This window comes from Actinoalloteichus spitiensis RMV-1378 (genome assembly GCF_000239155.1).
Taxonomy (GTDB): Bacteria; Actinomycetota; Actinomycetes; order Mycobacteriales; family Pseudonocardiaceae; genus Actinoalloteichus_B; species Actinoalloteichus_B spitiensis.
Genome location: NZ_AGVX02000317.1, coordinates 1 through 18,681 on the forward strand (window position 1 = coordinate 1; position 18,681 = coordinate 18,681).

Genomic DNA, 18,681 nt, shown 5'->3' on the forward strand with positions numbered 1-18,681 from the left:
GGGGCCGTCGCTGTCCGCGACGGCCCCCGGGGGCGGCGTTCGTCAGCGCACCGTGTGGTCCGCCTTCACAGCGGCCAGGAACTGGCCGTACTGGGTGGCGGTGAGGGTCAGGGCCCCGCCCGAGGGGTTCTTGGAGTCCCGGATGGCCGCTCCGTGCGGGCCGGTCGCGATCTCCACGCACGCGCTCTTGTTGGTGCTCCGGGAGGATTTCCGCCAGTGGTGGCCGTCGGTCGTCCGGGGTGTCTGCTCGGCGGTGGCGGACAGGGGTGAGGTGCCGCAGGTGGTGGTGGGGAAGAGGACGGCCATGGCGGGCTCCTGATCGGTTTCCTGCTGACAACGCCGTCAACAGGGGGCAGGGATTTTAACACCCTCTGTGTTACCAGAGTGTTACCGCCAGTTACCAGTATCTATAGAGTGAGATCGTCGTCCGACGGCCTGCGTCATCCCTGGGGACGCGGGGTCGGGTGGAGCGGCGGTCGTTCGACTCCTCGGCCACCGACCCCGTGGCCGCCCCCAGTGGAGCGGCGACGAGGTGACCCGGTCCGCCGGCGCGGGACGTGGTCGCCGTGCCGGCGGAGCCGGGAACGCGGTCAGGGCCGCCACTTCCACCACACCACCCGCCGCCGGCGCGGAGGCCGAAGGCGAGTCGGTGCCGGGCGCGGGTACCCGGGCGGGCGGCCCTGGCCCGTGACCGGGGTCAGGCCTTCCCGGTGTCCGGGCCGGAGGTCGGTCCGTCCCCGTCGAGCCAGCGGTTCAGGTTCGCCACGTGGGCCAACTCCGCCTCCACCCGGCGACGCTCCTCCTCCGAGAGCGGGATCGTCCGCAGCGTCGCCATCGTGCTCTCGGCCTCCTCGTGCGACTCCAGCGCGACCAGCAATTCCACCAGGGTGGCCAGGGCGAGCGCCCGCTCCACCGGCGGGGCCTGGTCGCCGTGCCGGCGCAGCCAGGACCGCAGGGCCCGCACGGCGGCCTGGTCGTCGTTCTTGAACTCGCGGAAGTTCCGGACGTTGTCCAACACCCTGGCCAGCCCGGTCAGCTTCGTCGAGCCGCCGTACTCCAGTTCCTCCGGCTCGTCGCGCTGGATGAAGATGAGCGAGTTCCCGGTGGGGTCGACCAGGGTGAACCGGGTCGCACCCGGCCGGTAGCGGGTGATCCTGGGCCGCCCCTTCGCGAGCACCTTCCCGTAGGCCCGGCGCATGGCCTGGGTGATGGCCTCGTGGTAGGGGGCGACCGAGTCGACCATGACCAGGCAACCGCCGGCGTCCTCCCGGGCCGGGTCGGTGCCGGGTGGCGCGGAACCGAAGTGCACCTCCACCCCGCCCCAGTGCATCGCCAGGTAGACGTAGGGCTTGGTCTGCCGGAAGGTGATCGTGAAGCCGATCGCCTGGTAGAAGTCCGCCGTCTCGTCCACGGAGACGCAGGGCAGTGTCGGCACCATCGTCTCGGTGGGTCGTGTCGTCGTCTCGGTCACTGTCGTCCGCCTTCCGCTCGTGGCCCAGGGGCGAGCCGGCGGCCAGTCTGGCCTGCCGGGATGCCGCCGCGCACATAGCGAGTCCACTGAGGATGGACGACCAGGGAGGATGCGGGACGGGCGTGCGGCGTTCCCCCGGTGTTCGCGGCGGAAGCCGACGAGGGCGCGGGCGGTCCCGGAACAGGGCGCGACGGACGGCCTCGGCGTCACGGGGTGCTGCCGGTCCTCGTCTCGCCCGCCTCAGCGCCGGATGGGGAACGGCTTCCCTGCTGCCCCGGAAGTGGATGCTCGGTCAGGTGTTCTTGAGGGAGCGGAGGAAGTCCTGGTAGCGGGCGTGGTCGAGGAGGAGTGTGCCGCCGTGGGGGTTCTTGGAGTCGCGGATGGCGGCCCAGCCGGTGCCGGTGGCGATCTCGACGCAGACTCCGTTGTTGGCGCTGTGGCTGGACTTCCGCCACCGTGCGGTGGGGAGCTGGAGGGGATGCATGTCGGCTGCCGTCCTTCCTGCTGCGAGACCGGCCTCGTCAGCGGGGTGTCGCTGGCGCGACCGTGGCTTCGCCGTTCGGGGCGCGGTGCGGGCAGGGCGTATCCCAGTGTGCGGCAGCAGGACCGCCGCCGGGAAGCCCGTATCGTGCGTTCTCGGTCGCGCTCCTGCCCCTGATGCGCGGGCAACAGCTTCCCAGCGGATGTCGTAGGTGGACTCGGTCAGCCGCGCTTGACGGAGCGGATGAAGCTCCGGTACTGGGCGTGGTCGAGGAGGAGCGCGCCGCCGTCCGGGTTCTTGGAGTCCCGGATGGCCGCCCAGTCCGCGCCACCAGCAATTTCGACGCAGTTCCCGTTGTTCGTGCTGTAACTAGATGTTCGCCAGCAGGCGTCTCTCAGGTCCTGATGTGGCATGACGGCCTCCAAGCGTCTAGCCCCTGATCAGCGAGGTGATAAGGGCGATGGACTCGTCCGGGGAGAGCGCGGTCTCACGCAGGCTCTCTGCGGCCATCTTAAAGGTCTTCACCTGGTCGAAGTCCTGACTGTAGACAGCGCCATCGAGGTGCTCGGCGTACGCGACCGATCGTGCCAACTCGAAGTCCAGTACGCAGAACGGCCCGACGAGAGCAGCATGAGGGCCACACTCGGGCGTGAGGACTTGGAGGGTGATGTTGGATCGAGCAGCCATCGTGAGTAGATGGTGGTACTGCGCCCTCTGCGCAGCGGTCTCACCGACCTTTAGCCTCAGGGCTGCTTCGCTGATCACCGCATGCCACCGGAGCGGGTTTGCTGCTGTCAGGCGCTGAGCGCGTGCGAGTCGGAACTCCGCGAAGCGCTCATTGTGGTCGGCTCGAACGAAGCCTGTCGCTCGAGTCAACTCCTGTGCGTACTCCTCGGTCTGAAGGAGCCCAGGGATCACGGTCGGCTCGTAGATAAACTCTGCTGAGGCGAGACCCTCCAGGCCCACGAACGTCCGGAACCAGTCGGGTACGACGTGGGACCAGGGTGCCCACCAGGCGCGGCTGTCCGAGCTGCCCGCGAGCGAGCACAAGCGGTCGATGTCCCGTTGCGGCACCCCGTAGAGGCGAGGACCGTGGCCACGTCGTCCGGGTACTGCTGGTGGTTGCCGCTCTCCATGTGCGCGAGCTTCGACTTCGTGAACGGAAGCTGAGCGGCCACCTTCGACAGCGAGAGTCCCGTCTGCCGCCGGTAGTTGGCGAGCTCCACGCCGATCAACCAACGCAGTGCCGACGGGTCGGTGCGGTCAGCCATGGGTCGGATCTCCCCTTCACGCATCACCAGATCTTCGCGCAGCCATCGGGGCTGGCGCACTCAGCCTGGCGTGCGGGACGCGGATCACACCACCGCTCGTTGGCCTGGCTGGGTCGTCGCTGGTTCGGCGGGGATGTCCCCACGGCTCGGCAACTCGCGGCCTGTGCGCCTCGGGTGTTCGCGTTGTGCGACGCGGACCGCTCCACGGTCGACCCCGACCCGTCCTCGGTCCGGTACTGGGGGATGTCGCTGGGCGACTCCTCGCTGCTGGCCTTCCCCAACGGAAATCTCTTCGCCTCCAGTGGGACGCCGGAGGAAGCCCGCCGGCTCGCCGCGATCGTGCGGCCCACCCGGCTCGTCTGGCCGCACTCCTGACACGGCGGCACGGGCGGGGCGGGTGCGAGTCAGGCTCCGCCCGTGCGCGGCCGGCCGTTCGGGTGGTGCGGTCCGTCACGATCGCGGCACGATGCCCTGGCCCGAGGGCCACGCGGTCGCCGACGACCGTTCCCTGGAGTTGGGCGGGCGGGCCGCCCCGGTGTCCCTGGGTCTCCGGCCGGCGGCAGCTTCCCGGCTACTGGGCCTGGCCCTGGAGCTGGGGCCGCAGGCCCCGGTCCACTTCGGCCGGTCGCCGGAAGTGGCCGGCACCGGACACGGTTCTCCCGGTTACTGGGACGAACGCGCGCCGGTCCGCCCGCGGGGCGGCGCGTCCGGGCCCGAACATGGCGAAACCCCCTCGGACTCCGTGCGCCCGAGGGGGCTTCTGCTGCACAGTGTAGCGCACCGATCACTCAGTGCGATCAGTGGGTGGGATCAGGCGGACCCCGGGTCCGAGGTCTGCGGACCGGCGGCCTGCACGTCGTCGATCTGGAACCGGCGCGCGGCCTCCGCCGCCACCGAGTAGTCCAGGTCGCCGCGCCTGGCCAGCGCCAACAGCGTGCCCACCACGATCGACTCGGCGTCGACGTTGAAGAAGCGACGCGCGGCCGGCCTGGTGTCGGAGAACCCGAACCCGTCGGTGCCCAGGGTCAGCATGTCCGTCGGCACCCAGGGGCGGATCAGGTCCGGCACGGCACGCATCCAGTCGGACACCGCCACCACCGGGCCCCCCGAGGCCCCCTGGAGGGCCTTGGTCACGTACGGCACGTGCCGGCTGGAACCCGGGTCGCGCAGGGCGGCCTTCTCGGTCTCCACGGCCTCGCGGCGCAGCTCCGACCACGAGGTGGCCGACCACACCGCGGCCCGCACCCCGTACTCCTCGGCGAGGATCTCCTGGGCGCGCAGCGCCCAGGGCATCGCCACCCCGGAGACGAGGATCTGCGCGGGCAGGCCCTCCCCGGCCGGGGCGTCCGCGTAGCGGTACAGACCCCGGAGCAGGCCGTCGATGTCCAGGTTCTCCGGCTCGGCCGGCTGCTGGTACGGCTCGTTGTAGACGGTGAGGTAGTAGAAGATCGCCTCCCCGTTCGGGTAGTCCTCGCTCTCCCCGTACATCCGCTGCAACGCGTTCTTGACGATGTGCGCCAGCTCGAAGGACCAGGCCGCGTCGTAGGCGACCACGGCCGGGTTCGTCGCCGCCAGCAACAGCGAGTGGCCGTCGTTGTGCTGGAGGCCCTCACCCGTCAGCGTGGTGCGGCCGGCGGTGGCGCCGAGCACGAAGCCCTTCGCCATCTGGTCGGCCGCCGCCCACAGCCCGTCGCCGGTCCGCTGGAACCCGAACATCGAGTAGAAGATGTAGATCGGGATCATGTTCTCGCCGTGCGTCGCGTACGACGTGCCGGCGGCGGTGAACGACGCGGTGGAGCCGGCCTCGTTGATGCCCTCGTGCAGGATCTGGCCCTGCTCGCTCTCGCGGTAGGCGAGCATCAGCTTGGCGTCCACGGACGTGTACATCTGGCCCTGCGGGTTGTAGATCCGCTGGGTCGGGAACATCGAGTCCATCCCGAAGGTCCTGGCCTCGTCCGGGATGATCGGCACCAGGCGCGGGCCGACCTCGCTGTCCTTGGCCAGGTCGCGCAGCAGCCGGACGAACGCCATCGTCGTGGCGACCTCCTGCTTGCCCGAACCCCGCTTGAGCACGTCGTAGACCTTGTCGCCCGGCAGCACCAGCGGCTTGGCCTTGACCTGGCGCTCCGGCAGGAACCCGCCCAGCTCCTGGCGGCGCTTGAGCAGGTACTGGATCTCCGGCGAGTCCTTGCCCGGGTGGTAGTACGGCGGGCGGTACGGGTCGGCCTCGAGCTGCTCGTCGCTGATCGGGATCCGCAGGCTGTCCCTGAACTGCTTGAGGTCGTCCAGGGTCATCTTCTTCATCTGGTGCGTGGCGTTGCGACCGGCGAAGGACGGGCCGAGGCCGTAGCCCTTGATGGTCTTGGCCAGGATCACCGTCGGCTGGCCGTGGTGGTTGGCCGCCGCCTGGTAGGCCGCGAAGACCTTCCGGTAGTCGTGCCCACCGCGCTTGAGGTTCCAGATCTGCTGGTCGGAGAAGTCGTTGACCAGCTCCTTCGTCCTCGGGTCCCGGCCGAAGAAGTGCTCCCGGACGTAGGCGCCGTCGTTGGCCTTGTACGTCTGGTAGTCACCGTCGGGGGTGGTGTTCATGAGGTTGACCAGCGCGCCGTCCTTGTCGGCGTGCAGCAGGCCGTCCCACTCCCGACCCCAGATGACCTTGATGACGTTCCAGCCGGCGCCCCGGAAGAACGACTCCAGCTCCTGGATGATCTTCCCGTTGCCCCGGACCGGGCCGTCCAACCGCTGCAGGTTGCAGTTGATGACGAAGTTGAGGTTGTCCAGGCCCTCGTTCGCGGCGACGTGGATCAGACCCCGCGACTCCGGTTCGTCCATCTCGCCGTCGCCGAGGAACGCCCAGACCTGCTGGTCGGAGGTGTCCTTGATGCCCCGGGCGTGCAGGTAGCGGTTGAACCGCGCCTGGTAGATGGCGTTCATGGGGCCCAGGCCCATCGAGACCGTGGGGAACTCCCAGAAGTCCGGCATCAGCCGGGGGTGCGGGTAGGAGGGCAGCCCGCCGCCGGGGCCGGCGTGGGAGAACTCCTGCCGGAAGCCGTCGAGCTGGTCCTCGGACAGGCGGCCCTCCAGGAACGCCCTGGCGTAGATGCCGGGCGAGGCGTGGCCCTGGATGAAGATGTGGTCGCCCCCGCCGGGGTGGTTCTTCCCCCGGAAGAACCAGTTGAAGCCGACCTCGTACAGCGTCGCCGATGAGGCGTACGTCGAAATGTGTCCTCCGACACCCACCCCCGGTCGCTGGGCGCGGTGCACGGTCATGGCGGCGTTCCAGCGCAGCCAGGCCCGGTAGCGGCGCTCGGTCTCCTCGTCACCCGGGAACCACGGCTCGACCTCGGTCGGGATCGTGTTCACGTAGTCGGTGCTCGTCAGCGGCGGCACCCCGACGCCGCTCTCCCGAGCCCGCTCGAGTAGCCGCAACATCACATACCTGGCACGCTGCTTACCAGCGGCGGAGAGCACCGAGTCGAAGCTTTCGAGCCACTCGGTGGTCTCCTCCGGGTCGATGTCCGGAAGGTGTGCGGCAAGGCCGTCACGGATGACACGTACCCGCTGGGGGGCGTCCGCGGCACCTTTGCCGTTGCTCTGCGGGGCCAAGGGATCTCCTCGCCAACGTCGACAGTCCTGGTCATTGGGATTCACCCAACTGTCCCATCCTCCACCATCTTCCTCGTTACCCGCGCGTGGCGTCACTACTACCGGTGGGTAGTTGTGGTGAAGTAACCGCACTAGGTTGGACCCGCCGCTTGAAAAAGTGGCCAGGGATCGCAACGATCGCAACAGCACGTGTGCGGGGGCCTGCCGGCCGTCGCAACCACACGACTTGGAGGAGTGAGGAAGCCGTGGTCGCCGCGGGAGACGCCGCAAAGGTCGGTGTCGCCGAAAAGCTCGGTATCGAGCCCGACATGGTCGTCCAGGAGATCGGTTGGGACGAGGACGTCGACGACGCCCTTCGTGCGGCGGTCGAGGAACGCAGTGGCAGTGAGCTGCTCGACGAGGACGCCCAGGAAGTGGTGGACGTCATCCTGCTGTGGTGGCGGGATGGTGACGGGGATCTCGTCGACGACGCACTCGTCGACGCGACCTCACCCCTCGCCGACAACGGCTTCATCTGGGTGCTGACGCCCAAGACGGGCCGTGACGGGCACGTGGAGCCCTCCGTCGTCGCCGAGGCGGTGACGACGGCCGGCCTGTCGCAGACCTCGACGCTGAGCCTGCCGGGCGAATGGTCCGCGACGCGCCTGGTCCGCCCGAAGCGGTGAACATCGGCCGCCGGGGACGATGACTAGGGTGGTTGGGGCGCGTCGGTTCGACGTGCCCCACCGCATCCCCTCGACCTCGGAAGGCGGCCTCATGGCGCTCGACGTCGGTTCGGAAGCCCCGGACTTCACGCTCAACGACTACAACAAGCAGCAGGTCACCCTGTCGTCGTTCCGCGGCCAGAGCAACGTGCTGCTGGTCTTCTACCCGTTCGCGTTCAGCGGCCTCTGCCAGGGCGAGCTGTGCCAGGTGCGGGACGAGTTCCAGGAGTACCAGAACGCCGATGTGACGGTGCTGGGCGTGTCCGTGGACACGCCGTTCAGCCTCAAGGCGTGGGCCGAGCAGCAGGGCTACACCTTCCCGCTGCTCTCGGACTTCTGGCCGCACGGCGAGGTCGCCAAGGCCTACGGCGTCTTCAACGAGGCCGGTGGCCTGGCCAACCGGGGAACCTTCCTGATCGACAAGGCCGGTGTCATCCGCTTCGCCGAGGTGAACCAGCCGGGCGAGCCCCGTGACCAGGAAGCCTGGAAGAAGGCCATCGCCGCGCTGCCGGCCTGATGACCGACTGGCGCTGGACGGGCGGTAACCTGTCCAGCGTCGATCGGGCGCATAGCTCAGTGGGAGAGCACTCGCCTTACAAGCGAGGGGTCGTAGGTTCGAACCCTACTGCGCCCACAAACGCGGCCTGACCTGCGGGAACCGAGGGCGGTTCCGCAGGCGGCGGTGAGCGCGGTGCTGGGTGGCACCTCGCTTGCGGTGCCGGGCACCACGTCGAACGGCCCCACCCCCAGAGCCCCGGTGTCGGCGTTCGAGGGCACGGCGCGTGTTGAACGGGTGGCCGGCCAGTTCCAGCCGCTCCCGACCACGCGGCTGGGGATCACCAGCAGCGACGTCAGGCGAGCAGCGTCCCGTGCGCGCACGACCTCGCCGGGTGATGTCCACCCCAACGGTCGGGGCCGGGGTGCTGGCGCGTGCCGGTGGAGACCTCGTGGGCGCGGTCGTCGGAGCGGCACTTCGCGATGGTGCGTGACATGCCGCCGGCGGTCCGCCGGTGTTCGCCGTAGCCAGCCCCCTCGCACGCCTGCTCCTCCGGGGGCGGGGCTGTTCCACGTCGTCCCCACGGCTGTGGGCGGGCCGTCGACCTCGTCGCCGACGCGGAACACCACGGGGACCGCGTCGTGGGCGGAGATCGAGCGAAGGGCGCGGTGTGCTCACCTGCTCGGCTCCCAGGCGGGAGCCGACCTGGCCGGCTCCTCTGGACCACCCGGTGCCGGGTTCAGCCGGAGGTCTCCGGCGTGAGGGGTCCCCGCCCTCGGGCACCCTCGGGTCGCGGGGGCGGCGGGCGGAACCGCGCACGCGGTCGCGGGGGTCGTCACGGACCGTGGAGCGCCCGCGTCCGCCGCGCCGGAGAACTCCCGAAAGGCGCCCGCACGAACCCGACCACCCGGACCGGGAGGAGCGCTGGGGAACCGCGCACCCGCGCTCCGAACACCTTCCTGGGAGGAGCGCCCGCACTGGACCGGGCCCTTCCCCCCCAGGCTGCTCACCCGGTGCGGCAGCACCACCGCGTGGGCGGCCCCGGGTTGGCCTGTGCCGTGGCCGCCGGCCTTGCGACAGGATCGCGACGCGACGGGGGCGGAACGGTGAACCAGGGGCGGCACCGTCGCGGGCATGCGTTCTCCGGCGTACCCGACCTCCTCCCGTCCGCCCACTGGCCCTGGTTCCTCCCACGTCCCGGCTCTGGACGGGCTGCGCGGAGCGGCGGTGGCGGGTGTGCTGCTGTTCCACACCGGCGCGATGCCCGGCGGCTTCCTCGGCGTGGACCTGTTCTTCGTGCTCTCCGGTTTCCTCATCACGGGGCTTCTCCTCCGTGAGGTCGAGAGCACGGGCCGGATCGCCCTGGTGCCGTTCTGGGGGCGGCGGTTGCGACGGCTGTTCCCGGCGCTGGCGCTGGTGCTGGCCGGAGTGACGTCGGTCGTGTGGGTGCTGGAGCGGCTCGGTGCCCCGGTAGCGGACCGTGGCATGGTCTCCACGACGCTGTCCGACGGTCTGTGGGCGCAGTTGCTCATGGTGAACTGGCATCTGCTGGCCCAGGACGCGAGTTACTGGGACGCCTTCGGCCAGTCGCGCGTCTTCGGGCACCTGTGGAGCATCGCGGTCGAGGAGCAGTTCTACCTCGCGTGGCCGATCGTCATCGGCGCGGTGACCTGGGGTGTGCGGCGGTTCTGGCCGTGCGGCCCGGGGAGGTCCAACAGCACCGTGTTGACCCTGGCGGTCGCGGGTGCCGGGGTCTCGCTCCTGCTGATGATCGCCTCGCTCGACCCCGCCGACCCCACGCGTGTCTACACGGGCACGGATACCCGCGCGTTCTCGCTGTTGCTGGGTGCCGCGGCGGCCACGGCTCCCGCCCGCCGCTGGTTCCAACACCTCGCGGAGGCGCGCCGGACGTTGTCCGGGTGGCTGGTCGGAACACTCGCGGTGACGATCGGCGCGTTCTGGGTGCTCGTCGACGGGACCGCCACGCCGGGACTGTTCACCGGGGGCCTGTTCGGGCACGCGGCCGCCTGTGCGGTGCTCGTCGGCATGTGCGCGGCCGTGACGACCGCTGGTGAGCGGAACGCGGGGGAGACGACGCCTCCGCCTCCGGTGCGAGTTCTGCGGGCGCGCGCGTTGACGTGGGTCGGCGGTATCTCGTACGGCCTCTACCTGTGGCACTGGCCGGTGGTCGTCCTGCTGCCCGCGCACCAGTACCCGGCCCTGCCGGACTGGGCGCACGCCCCTCTCGTGATCGGGATCTCGATCGCGCTGGCCGTCGCGTCGAAGCGCCTGGTGGAGGACCCGATCCGGTTCCGGGTCCGGTGGGCGCGCGGACGCACCGGCCTGGTCGTGTTCGGCGCCTCCTCGGCCGCGTTGCTGGTGATGTGGTTCGGGCTGCCCGCACCGTCCGCCCCGCCGATCGACACCGACCAGTTCTGACACCGGCGCATCGACGTGGTGACCGCGCCAGTGATGACCGGGAGCGACCTCAGCCGAGGGCGGGGCAGCTCCTCGGTGCTTCGGGGCGGTCGGTGAACTCGATGGCCACGCGGGTCCGGTCCGGTCCCCCGGACTGGACCCGGCTGGCGAAGGCGGTGCAGACGATCTGGTCGATGCCCTCGGCGCTCACCTCCGCCGAGGAGACCGGTACCCGCACGCTCATCAGCTCTCCGTTGACCGTCACCTGGTTCCTGGTCACTGTCGTCGGCTCGATCCCGGTGCGCAGCCCGGAACCACCGGGGCCGGTCAGCAGCAGGGAGACAGCCTCGGAGACCGTGCCCAGCCGGCCGGTCTCACGGTGCTGAGCGGTGAGCCGCCCGTCATCGTCGAGGAAGTAGAGGGTGGTCCCCGCCGCGATCCCGGTCGGGGCGGACGGTCCCTCCTCGACGGTCGAGAGCTGTGGTCCGCAGCTCGTCAACGCGATCAGGGCGAGTCCGGCCCAGGCCGTGGCGAACGGTCGATGTCTCATGGGTCCTGCTCCTCGTCGCGGAGGTGGCACGTGGCTCTCGTCGGACGTCGGGGGAGCCACAGGGTGAAGGCGGCGCCGCCGTCGGGGTGGTTCGCCGCGCTGATCGCCCCATCGTGGAGGAGGGCGTTCTCCCGCGCGATCGCCAGGCCCAGGCCGCTGCCGGTCGTACGGGAGCGAGAGGTGTCCGCCTTGTAGAACCGGGAGAAGACGTGCGGCAGGGCGTCCTCCGGTATCCCCGGACCGGAATCGGTGACCCGGACGGTCACCCCCTCGCCCGTGGCCGTCACGTCCACCCGCACCGGAGCTCCCCCGTGCGCGAGCGCGTTGCCGACGAGGTTGGCAACGACCACGTCGACGCGACGGCGATCGGCCACGACCTCGCGATCGTCCTCGCCGGCCGGTGAGGAGATGACGACGTCACGGGTCCAACCACGGTGCCGGACACAGGCGCTGATCACCTTCACCAGGTCGGTGCGCTCCCACCGCAGCCGAGCGGTACCGGCGTCGAACCGGGCGATCTCCATGATGTCCTCGACCAGTTCCACCAGGCGCCGTGTCTCGACGACGGCCAGGTGCGCTGACTCCCGCGCCTCCGCCTCGTCGGAGACCCCCGGCGCCTCGGCGCGCGACAGCACGTCGTGGAGGACCTCGACTGCGGCGGTCAGGGTCGTCAGGGGGGTGCGGAGTTCGTGGGAGACGTCCGCCGCGAAGCGGCGGGACCCCTCCTCCAACGCGGCGATGGAGTTGATGGATTCCTGCAGCGACGCGGCCATCTCGTTGATCGTGCGGGTGAGCTGGGCCAGCTCATCGACCCCGGTCGGTTCCACACGCGCATCGAGCTCCCCCCGTGCCAGGTGTTGGGCGGTCTCCCGCAACCGCGCGACGGGGCGCAGCACGCTCCGCGAGGCGAGCAGTGCGAGGAGCACCGCCAACGGCAACGTGGCCGCCGTCGTGGTGGCCGCGCCCCGGACGAGGGCGTCAACCTGGTCGCGCACGGGGGTGAGGTCGTGGGCCGAGTACACCTCGATCCCCGAGGGGGTGCGTGCCCCGTCGGGTTCCGTGACCACCACCGGGGCGCCGATCACCAGCCACGGAGTCCCGTCGATCTCCACGCGCTGCGACAGCACGTGGCCGTGTTCCCCGGCGGTCTGGGCGCGCACCGCCTCGCGCAGCTGCGCGGGCACCAGGGCCGTGCCGGTCGCGAAGACGCCCTCTCCGGAGGCCGCGTCCTGGTGGACGACGAGGGAGTTCTCCCCGATCTCCCCCCGCAGCTGGTCGAGCGCGTCGGCATCGGGGGGGTACAGCACGGACGGGGCAGCCCGGGTGACCCGGCTGACCAGGTCCTCGGTGCGGTGCTCCTGGTTGATCTCGATCAGCGACGTCGCGGACCGCTGCACTCCAGCCCAGGCCGCGCCGGTGGCGCCGAGCACCGTGACGCTGACGACGGTGATGATCAGCCGTCCCCGCAAACCCGTGGTGGTGCGCAGGAGCCGTCGTGGCGATGGCGGCCTCACACCGGGCCGAACCTGTACCCGAATCCGCGAACCGTCTGCACGTACTCCGGACGCGCGGGGTTGCGCTCGATCTTCGCCCGCAACCGCATGACGCTGTTGTCCACCAGCCGGGAATCACCCAGGTACCCCTGCTCCCACACCTCTTCCAGCAACTGCTCACGGTTGAAAACGCGTGCAGGTGCCCGTGACAGGGTCAGCAGCAGGCGCAGCTCCGTCGGCGTGAGGCTGACCTCCTGGCCGTCCACGGTGACCCTCAGCGACTCGGTGTCGATGCGCAGGCCACCGTGCACGCGCACGCCGTCCGAGCTGCCCACCGCACGGCGCAGAACAGCACGTATCCGCGCGTCCAGCACGGTCGGCCGCACGGGTTTGACGACGTAGTCGTCCGCGCCGGCCTCCAGGCCGGTGATCACGTCGAAGTCGTCGCCGCGGGCGGTCAGCATGATGATCGGTACCTGTGACGAGGTTCGGACGCGGCGGCAGACCTCGAAACCGTCGAGGCCGGGGAGCATCAGATCCAACACGATCACGTCCACGTCAGCGGTGGCGAACCGGGCCAGACCGTCCTCGCCGTCGTCGGCGACCTCGACGCGGTGTCCGTGACGTCGCAGGGCGAGCTGGAGCCCGCGCCTGACCAGCGCGTCGTCTTCAACAAGCAGGACAGCGGCCATGCCACCGATCCTAGGAGGGGACCTGTCGCGGGCGGGGTGCCTCGGAGCGGGTGACGGGGTTCTGCGACACGACTGCGACGGGGCTGGCCAACGGCCGCGACACCCGCTCGCGAGAGTCGGGGCATGCGAACACGAACAGCTCACGCACCTGCGAAGGGCCGCCGACGCCGGCTGGGACGACCGGTCGGGATCGCGGCGGTCGCGCTCATGGCAGTCACGTCCACCGCCTGTGGTGCCAGCCCGGGCGACGACCCGGGCGGCCGGGGGTGGACCGGATCCCACCAGGCCGCCGAGGTGGGCGTCTCGCCCGTGCTCTTCCTGGGTGACTCCGTGGCCGCCGGGCAAGCGGTCGCCCTGCGCCATGGGCTCGCCGAGAGCGGCGTGGCGTTCATCGACGCCACCTCCACGGGAGGCGGGAACGTGGTCGGCCCCAACGCCGAGGAACAGTGGGAGCGCCTGGGCACGGATCTCGCGGAGGCGGCGGGTGGCGTCGTGATCTACCAGATCACCACCTACGACTGGGGCACCCCTGACGAGCAGCGCGCCGCGTACCAGCGCCTCGCGGAGCGCACGGCTGATCTCGATGCCGACCTGCTCCTCGTGTCCATGCCCCCCATCCGGCCGGACGAGTTCTACGAACCCCACGTGGACGAGCTCGCCACGGCCGGGGAGGCCGCGCGGCAGGTCGCGGACGACCACGACGACGTCGAGTACCTCGACGCTTCCGGGGTCTGGGGAGAGGAGTACGCCAGAGAACGGGATGGCAGGATCGACCGCAGCGAGGACGGGGTCCACACCTGTCCCCAGGGTGCGGCCCGGTTCACCAACTGGGCCCTCGCGCGGCTCGCCGACCTCTACGACGGCTTCACCCCTGCCGAACCGGACACCTGGGCGAACACGGGTTGGGCTGACAGCGACGTGTTCCACGGCTGCTGACCGGGCTCCGGCCCCCGTCACGACCGGCCGTGCCGCTCTGCCGAACAGGTGCCGTGGTTCGCGGAGCTCACGGCCGGGTGGTCGCTGCCGTTCCCGGTCCAGGCCGGCCCGCCCACGAGGGATCGCGCCGGCACCGGGGCCGGCGGGCCGGTCGACCCGCCGGCGAAGCGGCTCCCCGGCCTCATCGCCAGGCGGGAGGGCGGTGGGCACCGCCGTTGGACGGGGAGCGCGTTCAGGGGGTGTGCCGGAGGGCCGTCGGCGAGGACCGAGCGGAGCCGGGCGCGCAGGGGCGCGGAGGGGGCGGCGCCCAGCGAGCCGCCCGGGGTCGCGGCGGTGTCGACGGTCAGCCCGCCGACCAGCGCCGTGCCCCGGTCAGCCTCCGGCACGCCGCCCCGGTGCGGAGTGGTCGGCAGGCCCCGCCCGGTGAGGTCCGGCCGTCCGGGGGGCCGGAGGGACCAGCCGGGCCGCACCAGCCGGGCTCTGCCCCGCTGCTCGACCGGGTCGACGGGGACGCCGGCCACCGGCACCTGCCGGGGATCGGTTGCGCCCGGGAGCGGGCGGAGGCGGCGGGGCGTGCCCGACCTCCAGGTCGAAGGGGCTTCAGTCCGCTCAGTCCGGTGTTCTCGCACACGACCAGCCGATGGTCGGTCCGGCTTCTCCGCGACCGCGTTGCCGACCCCGGCTCGCGGGGCCCGCGCCTCGGGCGGCCCGGCGTCTCCGACGTGCGGGCGAGCGCTGGCTGGAGGAACAGCTGGCCGGAACCCCAGGACCGCGCGGTACGTCGGCCACTACCGCGAACTCCTGGCCAGAACGGCCCGTGCCGTGACCACCCCGCAACCCCGTTGTCGCCGGGGCCTGGTTCGCGGTTCATGTGATCCTCCAAAACAACAGCGCTGTTATGTTAGCGCTGTGACATCTTCGGATCCCACCACGCGCGGCTACTGGCGCGAGCTCCTCGCCCTCCAGCAGGACATGGACGAGGAGATCGCGCGCCTCTACGCCGACCACGGGCTGGCCGGGGTGCGCCCCCGGTTCGCCTACCCGCTCATCCGGCTGGCCCACCAGGGGCCGATGACCATCCGCGACCTGGCCCGCAGCTTGGGCCGGACGCACTCGGCGGTCAGCCAGACCGTGACCGCGATGCGGTCCGAGGGGCTGGTGACCACCGAGCCGGGGGAGGACGCCCGGACGCGGGTCGTGCACCTCACCGACCGCGCCCGTGACCTGCTGCCCTTCCTCGAGGCGGAGTGGAACGCCACCGAGGACGCCTGCGCCGAGCTCGACGCGGAGCTCCCCATGGGCCTGGCCGGGTACGTGTCGGCGATGCGGGCGAGGCTGGCCGAGCGTGGCTTCCACGCCCGTGTCCTCGACCACCTGGAGTGGCGTTCGGAGGCCGGCGAGGCGCCCCGGACCAGCCGCGGCGGCCTCGGGCGATGAGTCGGAGATCGGGCCTGGTCGACCTCCGCCCCCTCGCCGCCAGCGCCGCCTACCGCCGGCTCTGGGTGGGGACGTCGCTGACCTCCCTCGGCCACCAGATGACGGTGGTCGCCGTGCTCTTCCAGGTGTGGCGGATGACGGGAAGCCCGGTGTGGACCGGCCTCGTGGGGCTCGCCTCCGCCATCCCGCTCGTCGTGTTCGGCGTGGTCGGCGGCTCCCTGGCCGACGCGCTGGACCGCCGCACCCTCGTGCGCTGGACGACCCTCGCCCAGCTGGCCGCCGTCCTCGGTCTCGTCGGGCAGGCGCTCGTCGAGCTGGCCAACCTGCCCGTCCTGCTGGGCCTGGTCGCCGCGCAGTCGGCGGTCTCCGCGCTCGGGGCCCCCGCCCGGCGCACCTTCCCGGTCCGGCTGCTGCCCCGCGACCTCGTCCCCGCCGGGATCGCCCTGCAACACCTCAGCTTCCAGGCCGCGATGCTCCTCGGGCCCGCCGTGGCCGGCCTCGTCATCGGCCGGTGGGGCCTGACGGCCTGCTACGCCGTCGAGGCAGCCGCCTTCCTCGTCTCGCTGTGGGCCGTCCTGCGGCTCCCGTCGCTGCCGCCCCAGGGCGCGGAGGAGCACCGGCCGGGTGTCCGGTCGGTCGTCGAGGGGGTGCGCCACATCGTCCGGGCGCCCGTCGTGCGCGGTGCGTTCGGCACCGACCTGTTCGCCACCTTGCTGGCGATGCCGGTCGCGCTCTTCCCGGTCGTCAACGAGGTGCGGTTCGGGGGAGCCCCGGAGACGCTCGGGTTGTTCCTGTCCGCCGTGGCCGTCGGGGGAGTCGCGGCTGGCCTGCTGTCGGGCCTGGTCACCCGGGCGGACCGTCCCGGGCTGGTCCAGCTGTGGGCGGCCGGCGGGTGGGGGGTCGCGCTCGCGTGTTTCGGGCTGGTCGGCCCGCTGTGGCTCGCGTTGGCCGTGCTCGTCGTCGCCGGTGCCGCCGACACGGTGTCGGTGGTCTCGCGGGGAGCGCTGATCCAGCTGGCGACCCCCGACGGCCTCCGGGGGCGGGTCTCCTCGGCGGAACACGTGGTGGGCGCGGCGGGACCGGACCTCGGCAACGCCAGGGCCGGCGTGGTCACGGGGTTGACCTCGGCCTCGTTCACCTTGGTGTCCGGTGGTCTGCTGTGCGTGGCGGGCGTGCTGTGGATCGGACTGCGCAACCGGGAACTGCGTGCCTTCCGGGTCTCCGCGCGCCGGGAGGGGGACGCTCCGCCTCCCGGCGACGAGGCGGTGCCGAGCGCCTGATCCAGGGGAACGTGGCGGGCGCGATCCCCGCCGCGTCCCCGGCGGCGGGCAGGTTCGTCGCCGGGGCTCCAGCGATCGCGGTCGCGGGCCGCTCCGGTCGCTCAGTCCGGAGCTCCGGGGTCGTCGGTGGCCGCCGGCGGTGGGGGTGGCGAGCCGGCGACCGGGCGCTCGAACAGGGCCGATGCCACCGCGGCGAGGTGCGGGGCGAGATCCGGTGGGGTCGCCGCGCTGACGGCGGGGGTGCCCACCACGGAGCGCAGGACGCCGATGCCGAGCATCCAGGCGCTGAACAGCTCCGCCCGCAGTGCGGCGTCCGGCGCGTCCGAGAGCCGTTCGAGGGCGCGCACGTAGGTGCCGCACAGCTCCTCCCGCAGGTGGTCCCGGGCCTCGTCGTGCGCGGAGGAGCGCAGCATCGCCACCAGGGGGTGCTCGCCGGCGTACGCGGACCAGTCCTCGAACAGCAGCGAGTGCAGCAGGCGGGCGGGCAGCTCCTCCGGTGGCCCGTCGAGCAGCCCCGTCGGGGTCGTGGTGGCGGCGGCCTCCTCGAAAAGCCCCTTCTTCGAGCCGAAGTAGCGGAAGACGAGGGCCGCGTCCACCCCGGCGTCCGCCGCGATGTCCCGCACGCTGGCGGCCTCGTAGCCCTCCTTGGCGAACCGGTGCCGGGCGGCCGCCAGAAGGCGTTGCCTGGTCGCCGAACGGTTCCTTCTGCGGGGCTCGGTCACCGCGCCCTCCCGTAAGTCATCAAGTGTTGACAAGCTGCGCCGGTTCTGACTAGCGTACAAAGTCATCAACTGATGACTTTTGGGGTGACGATGGTCAAGGATCTGGTCGTTTCCGGCGGCACCACCGGCATGGGTGCGGGACTGGCGAGGCACTACCTGGCGGCCGGCGCGCGGGTGACCGTGGTGGGCCGGAACCCCGAACGCGCCCGGCGGTTCCTCGAGGAGGCATCGACCATGGGGGCGGGCGAGCGGGCGCACGTCATCCGGGCCGACCTGACCTCCGTCGCCGAGAACCGGCGGGTGATCGCCGAGATCCGCGAACGCCACGACTCCCTGGACGCCCTCGTCCTGTCGGCGATGGTGCCGTTCCGGCGCAGGGTCGAAACCCCCGACGGGCATGAGGGCGTCTTCTCGCTCTACTACGTCAGCCGCCTGCTGCTCAGCTACGGCCTCACCGACCTGCTCGAACAGGGTGACAACCCGGTGATCCTCAGCATCGGCGGGACCGGGATGACCAAGGGGCGGCCGCACTGGGACGACCTCACGCTCCGGAACGGCTGGGGCATCCTGCGGGCGACCCTGCAGGGCGGCCGCGCCAACGACCTCCTCGGCGTCGGTTACCCGCTCAACCACCCGGACGGGCGCACTCGCTTCGTCCTCGTCCACCCCGGCTACACCAACAGCGGGCTCAACGGCGTCCCGCAACCGGCCAAGGCCCTGATGGCGGTGATGGGCGCGCTCTTCGCCCGGTCCGTGTCCACGAGCATCGCCCCCATCATCAGGCTGATCGACGAACCCTCCGACCAACGGCTCATCGCCTGGGACCGGACCAAGCCCGTCGACCTCGGCCTCAGCTCCCTCGACCCCGGCGACGCCCGCCGCCTGTTCGACCTCACCCGCCACCTGGTGGCGGAGGACTGAGCGGCACCGGCGGCCACGGCGTCGCACGGAGCGCCGGGCGACCACGGCCGCGCGCCGTTGCCGGTGCACCGGAAAGGGCTGGCCGAACCGAGGACCGGGCCGACACCACCGCGCCCTCGCGGGCCGGTGGCCCCGCCCGCCCCGTCCACGGGGGACCGGGCTGGCCAACCCCCGGTTCGGCAGGGCAACCGGATAGGCGGGCC

Annotated in this window: 20 protein-coding genes, 1 tRNA gene and 1 pseudogene; 9 read left to right on the plus strand and 13 right to left on the minus strand. The window is 71.5% G+C overall.

Annotated elements, in window-relative coordinates; translation table 11 throughout:
* Positions 1 to 42: 42 nt before the first annotated feature.
* From ACTIDRAF_RS28955 to ACTIDRAF_RS35480, 6 genes and pseudogenes are all read right to left on the minus strand, one after another.
* Positions 43 to 306, minus strand: coding sequence for a DUF397 domain-containing protein (locus ACTIDRAF_RS28955; protein ID WP_016699455.1), 264 nt, complete (start codon positions 304 to 306; stop codon positions 43 to 45).
* 391 nt (positions 307 to 697) lie between these two features.
* Positions 698 to 1,471, minus strand: a complete 774-nt coding sequence (locus tag ACTIDRAF_RS0214495) for a VOC family protein (RefSeq protein WP_016699456.1) — start codon at positions 1,469 to 1,471, stop codon at positions 698 to 700.
* A 292-nt stretch (positions 1,472 to 1,763) separates the two neighbouring features.
* Entirely contained in the window at positions 1,764 to 1,955 is a 192-nt protein-coding gene (locus tag ACTIDRAF_RS0214500; RefSeq protein WP_016699457.1) for a DUF397 domain-containing protein, read from the minus strand.
* A gap of 218 nt (positions 1,956 to 2,173) precedes the next feature.
* On the minus strand, positions 2,174 to 2,365 hold the full coding sequence (locus tag ACTIDRAF_RS32850) for a DUF397 domain-containing protein (RefSeq protein ID WP_083886299.1): 192 nt from the start codon (positions 2,363 to 2,365) through the stop codon (positions 2,174 to 2,176).
* Between the two features lie 16 nt (positions 2,366 to 2,381).
* Positions 2,382 to 3,026, minus strand: coding sequence for a DUF5753 domain-containing protein (locus ACTIDRAF_RS28960; RefSeq protein ID WP_016699459.1), 645 nt, complete (start codon positions 3,024 to 3,026; stop codon positions 2,382 to 2,384).
* Between the two features lie 80 nt (positions 3,027 to 3,106).
* Positions 3,107 to 3,247, minus strand: a pseudogene (locus ACTIDRAF_RS35480) (hypothetical protein); the annotation flags it as partial.
* A gap of 75 nt (positions 3,248 to 3,322) precedes the next feature.
* On the opposite strand from ACTIDRAF_RS35480, the gene ACTIDRAF_RS0214515 reads away from it, so the two are divergent.
* Positions 3,323 to 3,598, plus strand: a complete 276-nt coding sequence (locus ACTIDRAF_RS0214515) for a hypothetical protein (RefSeq protein WP_157163037.1) — start codon at positions 3,323 to 3,325, stop codon at positions 3,596 to 3,598.
* A gap of 435 nt (positions 3,599 to 4,033) precedes the next feature.
* Here the strand turns inward: ACTIDRAF_RS0214515 and aceE are convergent, their stop codons facing one another.
* The gene (aceE, locus tag ACTIDRAF_RS0214525) at positions 4,034 to 6,829 is read right to left on the minus strand and encodes a pyruvate dehydrogenase (acetyl-transferring), homodimeric type (protein WP_016699461.1); all 2,796 of its coding nucleotides are present in this window, start codon (positions 6,827 to 6,829) and stop codon (positions 4,034 to 4,036) included.
* Positions 6,830 to 7,074: 245 nt separating this feature from the next.
* Here aceE and ACTIDRAF_RS0214530 point away from each other — a divergent pair, with 245 nt between their 5' ends.
* The 3 genes from ACTIDRAF_RS0214530 to ACTIDRAF_RS0214540 all read left to right on the plus strand — a co-directional run bounded on the left by ACTIDRAF_RS0214530 (position 7,075) and on the right by ACTIDRAF_RS0214540 (position 8,167).
* A complete protein-coding gene (locus tag ACTIDRAF_RS0214530) occupies positions 7,075 to 7,494 on the plus strand; it encodes a DUF3052 domain-containing protein (RefSeq protein ID WP_016699462.1) in 420 nt (139 codons plus the stop codon).
* Between the two features lie 91 nt (positions 7,495 to 7,585).
* On the plus strand, positions 7,586 to 8,050 hold the full coding sequence (locus ACTIDRAF_RS0214535; RefSeq protein WP_026066113.1) for a peroxiredoxin: 465 nt from the start codon (positions 7,586 to 7,588) through the stop codon (positions 8,048 to 8,050).
* A gap of 45 nt (positions 8,051 to 8,095) precedes the next feature.
* Positions 8,096 to 8,167, plus strand: a tRNA-Val gene (locus ACTIDRAF_RS0214540).
* A gap of 217 nt (positions 8,168 to 8,384) precedes the next feature.
* Here ACTIDRAF_RS0214540 and ACTIDRAF_RS33835 read toward each other — a convergent pair.
* Positions 8,385 to 8,525, minus strand: a complete 141-nt coding sequence (locus tag ACTIDRAF_RS33835; protein ID WP_157163038.1) for a hypothetical protein — start codon at positions 8,523 to 8,525, stop codon at positions 8,385 to 8,387.
* Between the two features lie 638 nt (positions 8,526 to 9,163).
* Here ACTIDRAF_RS33835 and ACTIDRAF_RS0214545 point away from each other — a divergent pair.
* Positions 9,164 to 10,468, plus strand: a complete 1,305-nt coding sequence (locus tag ACTIDRAF_RS0214545) for an acyltransferase family protein (RefSeq protein WP_026066114.1) — start codon at positions 9,164 to 9,166, stop codon at positions 10,466 to 10,468.
* 49 nt (positions 10,469 to 10,517) lie between these two features.
* On the opposite strand, the gene ACTIDRAF_RS0214550 is transcribed toward ACTIDRAF_RS0214545, so the two are convergent.
* From ACTIDRAF_RS0214550 to ACTIDRAF_RS0214560, 3 genes are read right to left on the minus strand one after another with little or no spacing between them, the layout of a single operon-like run.
* Positions 10,518 to 10,997 (minus strand): GerMN domain-containing protein, encoded by a 480-nt coding sequence (locus ACTIDRAF_RS0214550; RefSeq protein ID WP_016699465.1) that lies wholly within the window; start codon positions 10,995 to 10,997, stop codon positions 10,518 to 10,520.
* On the minus strand, positions 10,994 to 12,511 hold the full coding sequence (locus tag ACTIDRAF_RS0214555) for a sensor histidine kinase (protein WP_211215347.1): 1,518 nt from the start codon (positions 12,509 to 12,511) through the stop codon (positions 10,994 to 10,996). The genes ACTIDRAF_RS0214550 and ACTIDRAF_RS0214555 overlap by 4 nt, the downstream gene beginning before the upstream one ends.
* On the minus strand, positions 12,508 to 13,182 hold the full coding sequence (locus ACTIDRAF_RS0214560; RefSeq protein WP_016699467.1) for a response regulator transcription factor: 675 nt from the start codon (positions 13,180 to 13,182) through the stop codon (positions 12,508 to 12,510). Before ACTIDRAF_RS0214560 ends, ACTIDRAF_RS0214555 begins: the two co-directional genes overlap by 4 nt.
* 207 nt (positions 13,183 to 13,389) lie before the next feature.
* On the opposite strand from ACTIDRAF_RS0214560, the gene ACTIDRAF_RS28965 reads away from it, so the two are divergent.
* Positions 13,390 to 14,118, plus strand: coding sequence for an SGNH/GDSL hydrolase family protein (locus ACTIDRAF_RS28965; protein ID WP_016699468.1), 729 nt, complete (start codon positions 13,390 to 13,392; stop codon positions 14,116 to 14,118).
* 17 nt (positions 14,119 to 14,135) lie between these two features.
* Here the strand turns inward: ACTIDRAF_RS28965 and ACTIDRAF_RS0214570 are convergent, their stop codons facing one another.
* Positions 14,136 to 14,639, minus strand: a complete 504-nt coding sequence (locus ACTIDRAF_RS0214570) for a hypothetical protein (protein ID WP_016699469.1) — start codon at positions 14,637 to 14,639, stop codon at positions 14,136 to 14,138.
* A 388-nt stretch (positions 14,640 to 15,027) separates the two neighbouring features.
* Here ACTIDRAF_RS0214570 and ACTIDRAF_RS28970 point away from each other — a divergent pair, with 388 nt between their 5' ends.
* On the plus strand, positions 15,028 to 15,555 hold the full coding sequence (locus ACTIDRAF_RS28970) for a MarR family winged helix-turn-helix transcriptional regulator (RefSeq protein ID WP_052168832.1): 528 nt from the start codon (positions 15,028 to 15,030) through the stop codon (positions 15,553 to 15,555).
* Positions 15,552 to 16,835 carry an MFS transporter gene (locus ACTIDRAF_RS28975; RefSeq protein ID WP_039787419.1) on the plus strand — a complete coding sequence of 428 codons (1,284 nt, stop codon included), beginning with the start codon at positions 15,552 to 15,554 and terminating at the stop codon, positions 16,833 to 16,835. Before ACTIDRAF_RS28970 ends, ACTIDRAF_RS28975 begins: the two co-directional genes overlap by 4 nt.
* A gap of 101 nt (positions 16,836 to 16,936) precedes the next feature.
* Here the strand turns inward: ACTIDRAF_RS28975 and ACTIDRAF_RS0214585 are convergent, their stop codons facing one another.
* Complete coding sequence (locus ACTIDRAF_RS0214585) at positions 16,937 to 17,557, minus strand: TetR/AcrR family transcriptional regulator (RefSeq protein ID WP_016699472.1); 621 nt, start codon at positions 17,555 to 17,557, stop codon at positions 16,937 to 16,939.
* 72 nt (positions 17,558 to 17,629) lie between these two features.
* Here ACTIDRAF_RS0214585 and ACTIDRAF_RS0214590 point away from each other — a divergent pair, with 72 nt between their 5' ends.
* Positions 17,630 to 18,478 carry an SDR family NAD(P)-dependent oxidoreductase gene (locus ACTIDRAF_RS0214590; protein ID WP_211215348.1) on the plus strand — a complete coding sequence of 283 codons (849 nt, stop codon included), beginning with the start codon at positions 17,630 to 17,632 and terminating at the stop codon, positions 18,476 to 18,478.
* Positions 18,479 to 18,681: the final 203 nt, after the last annotated feature.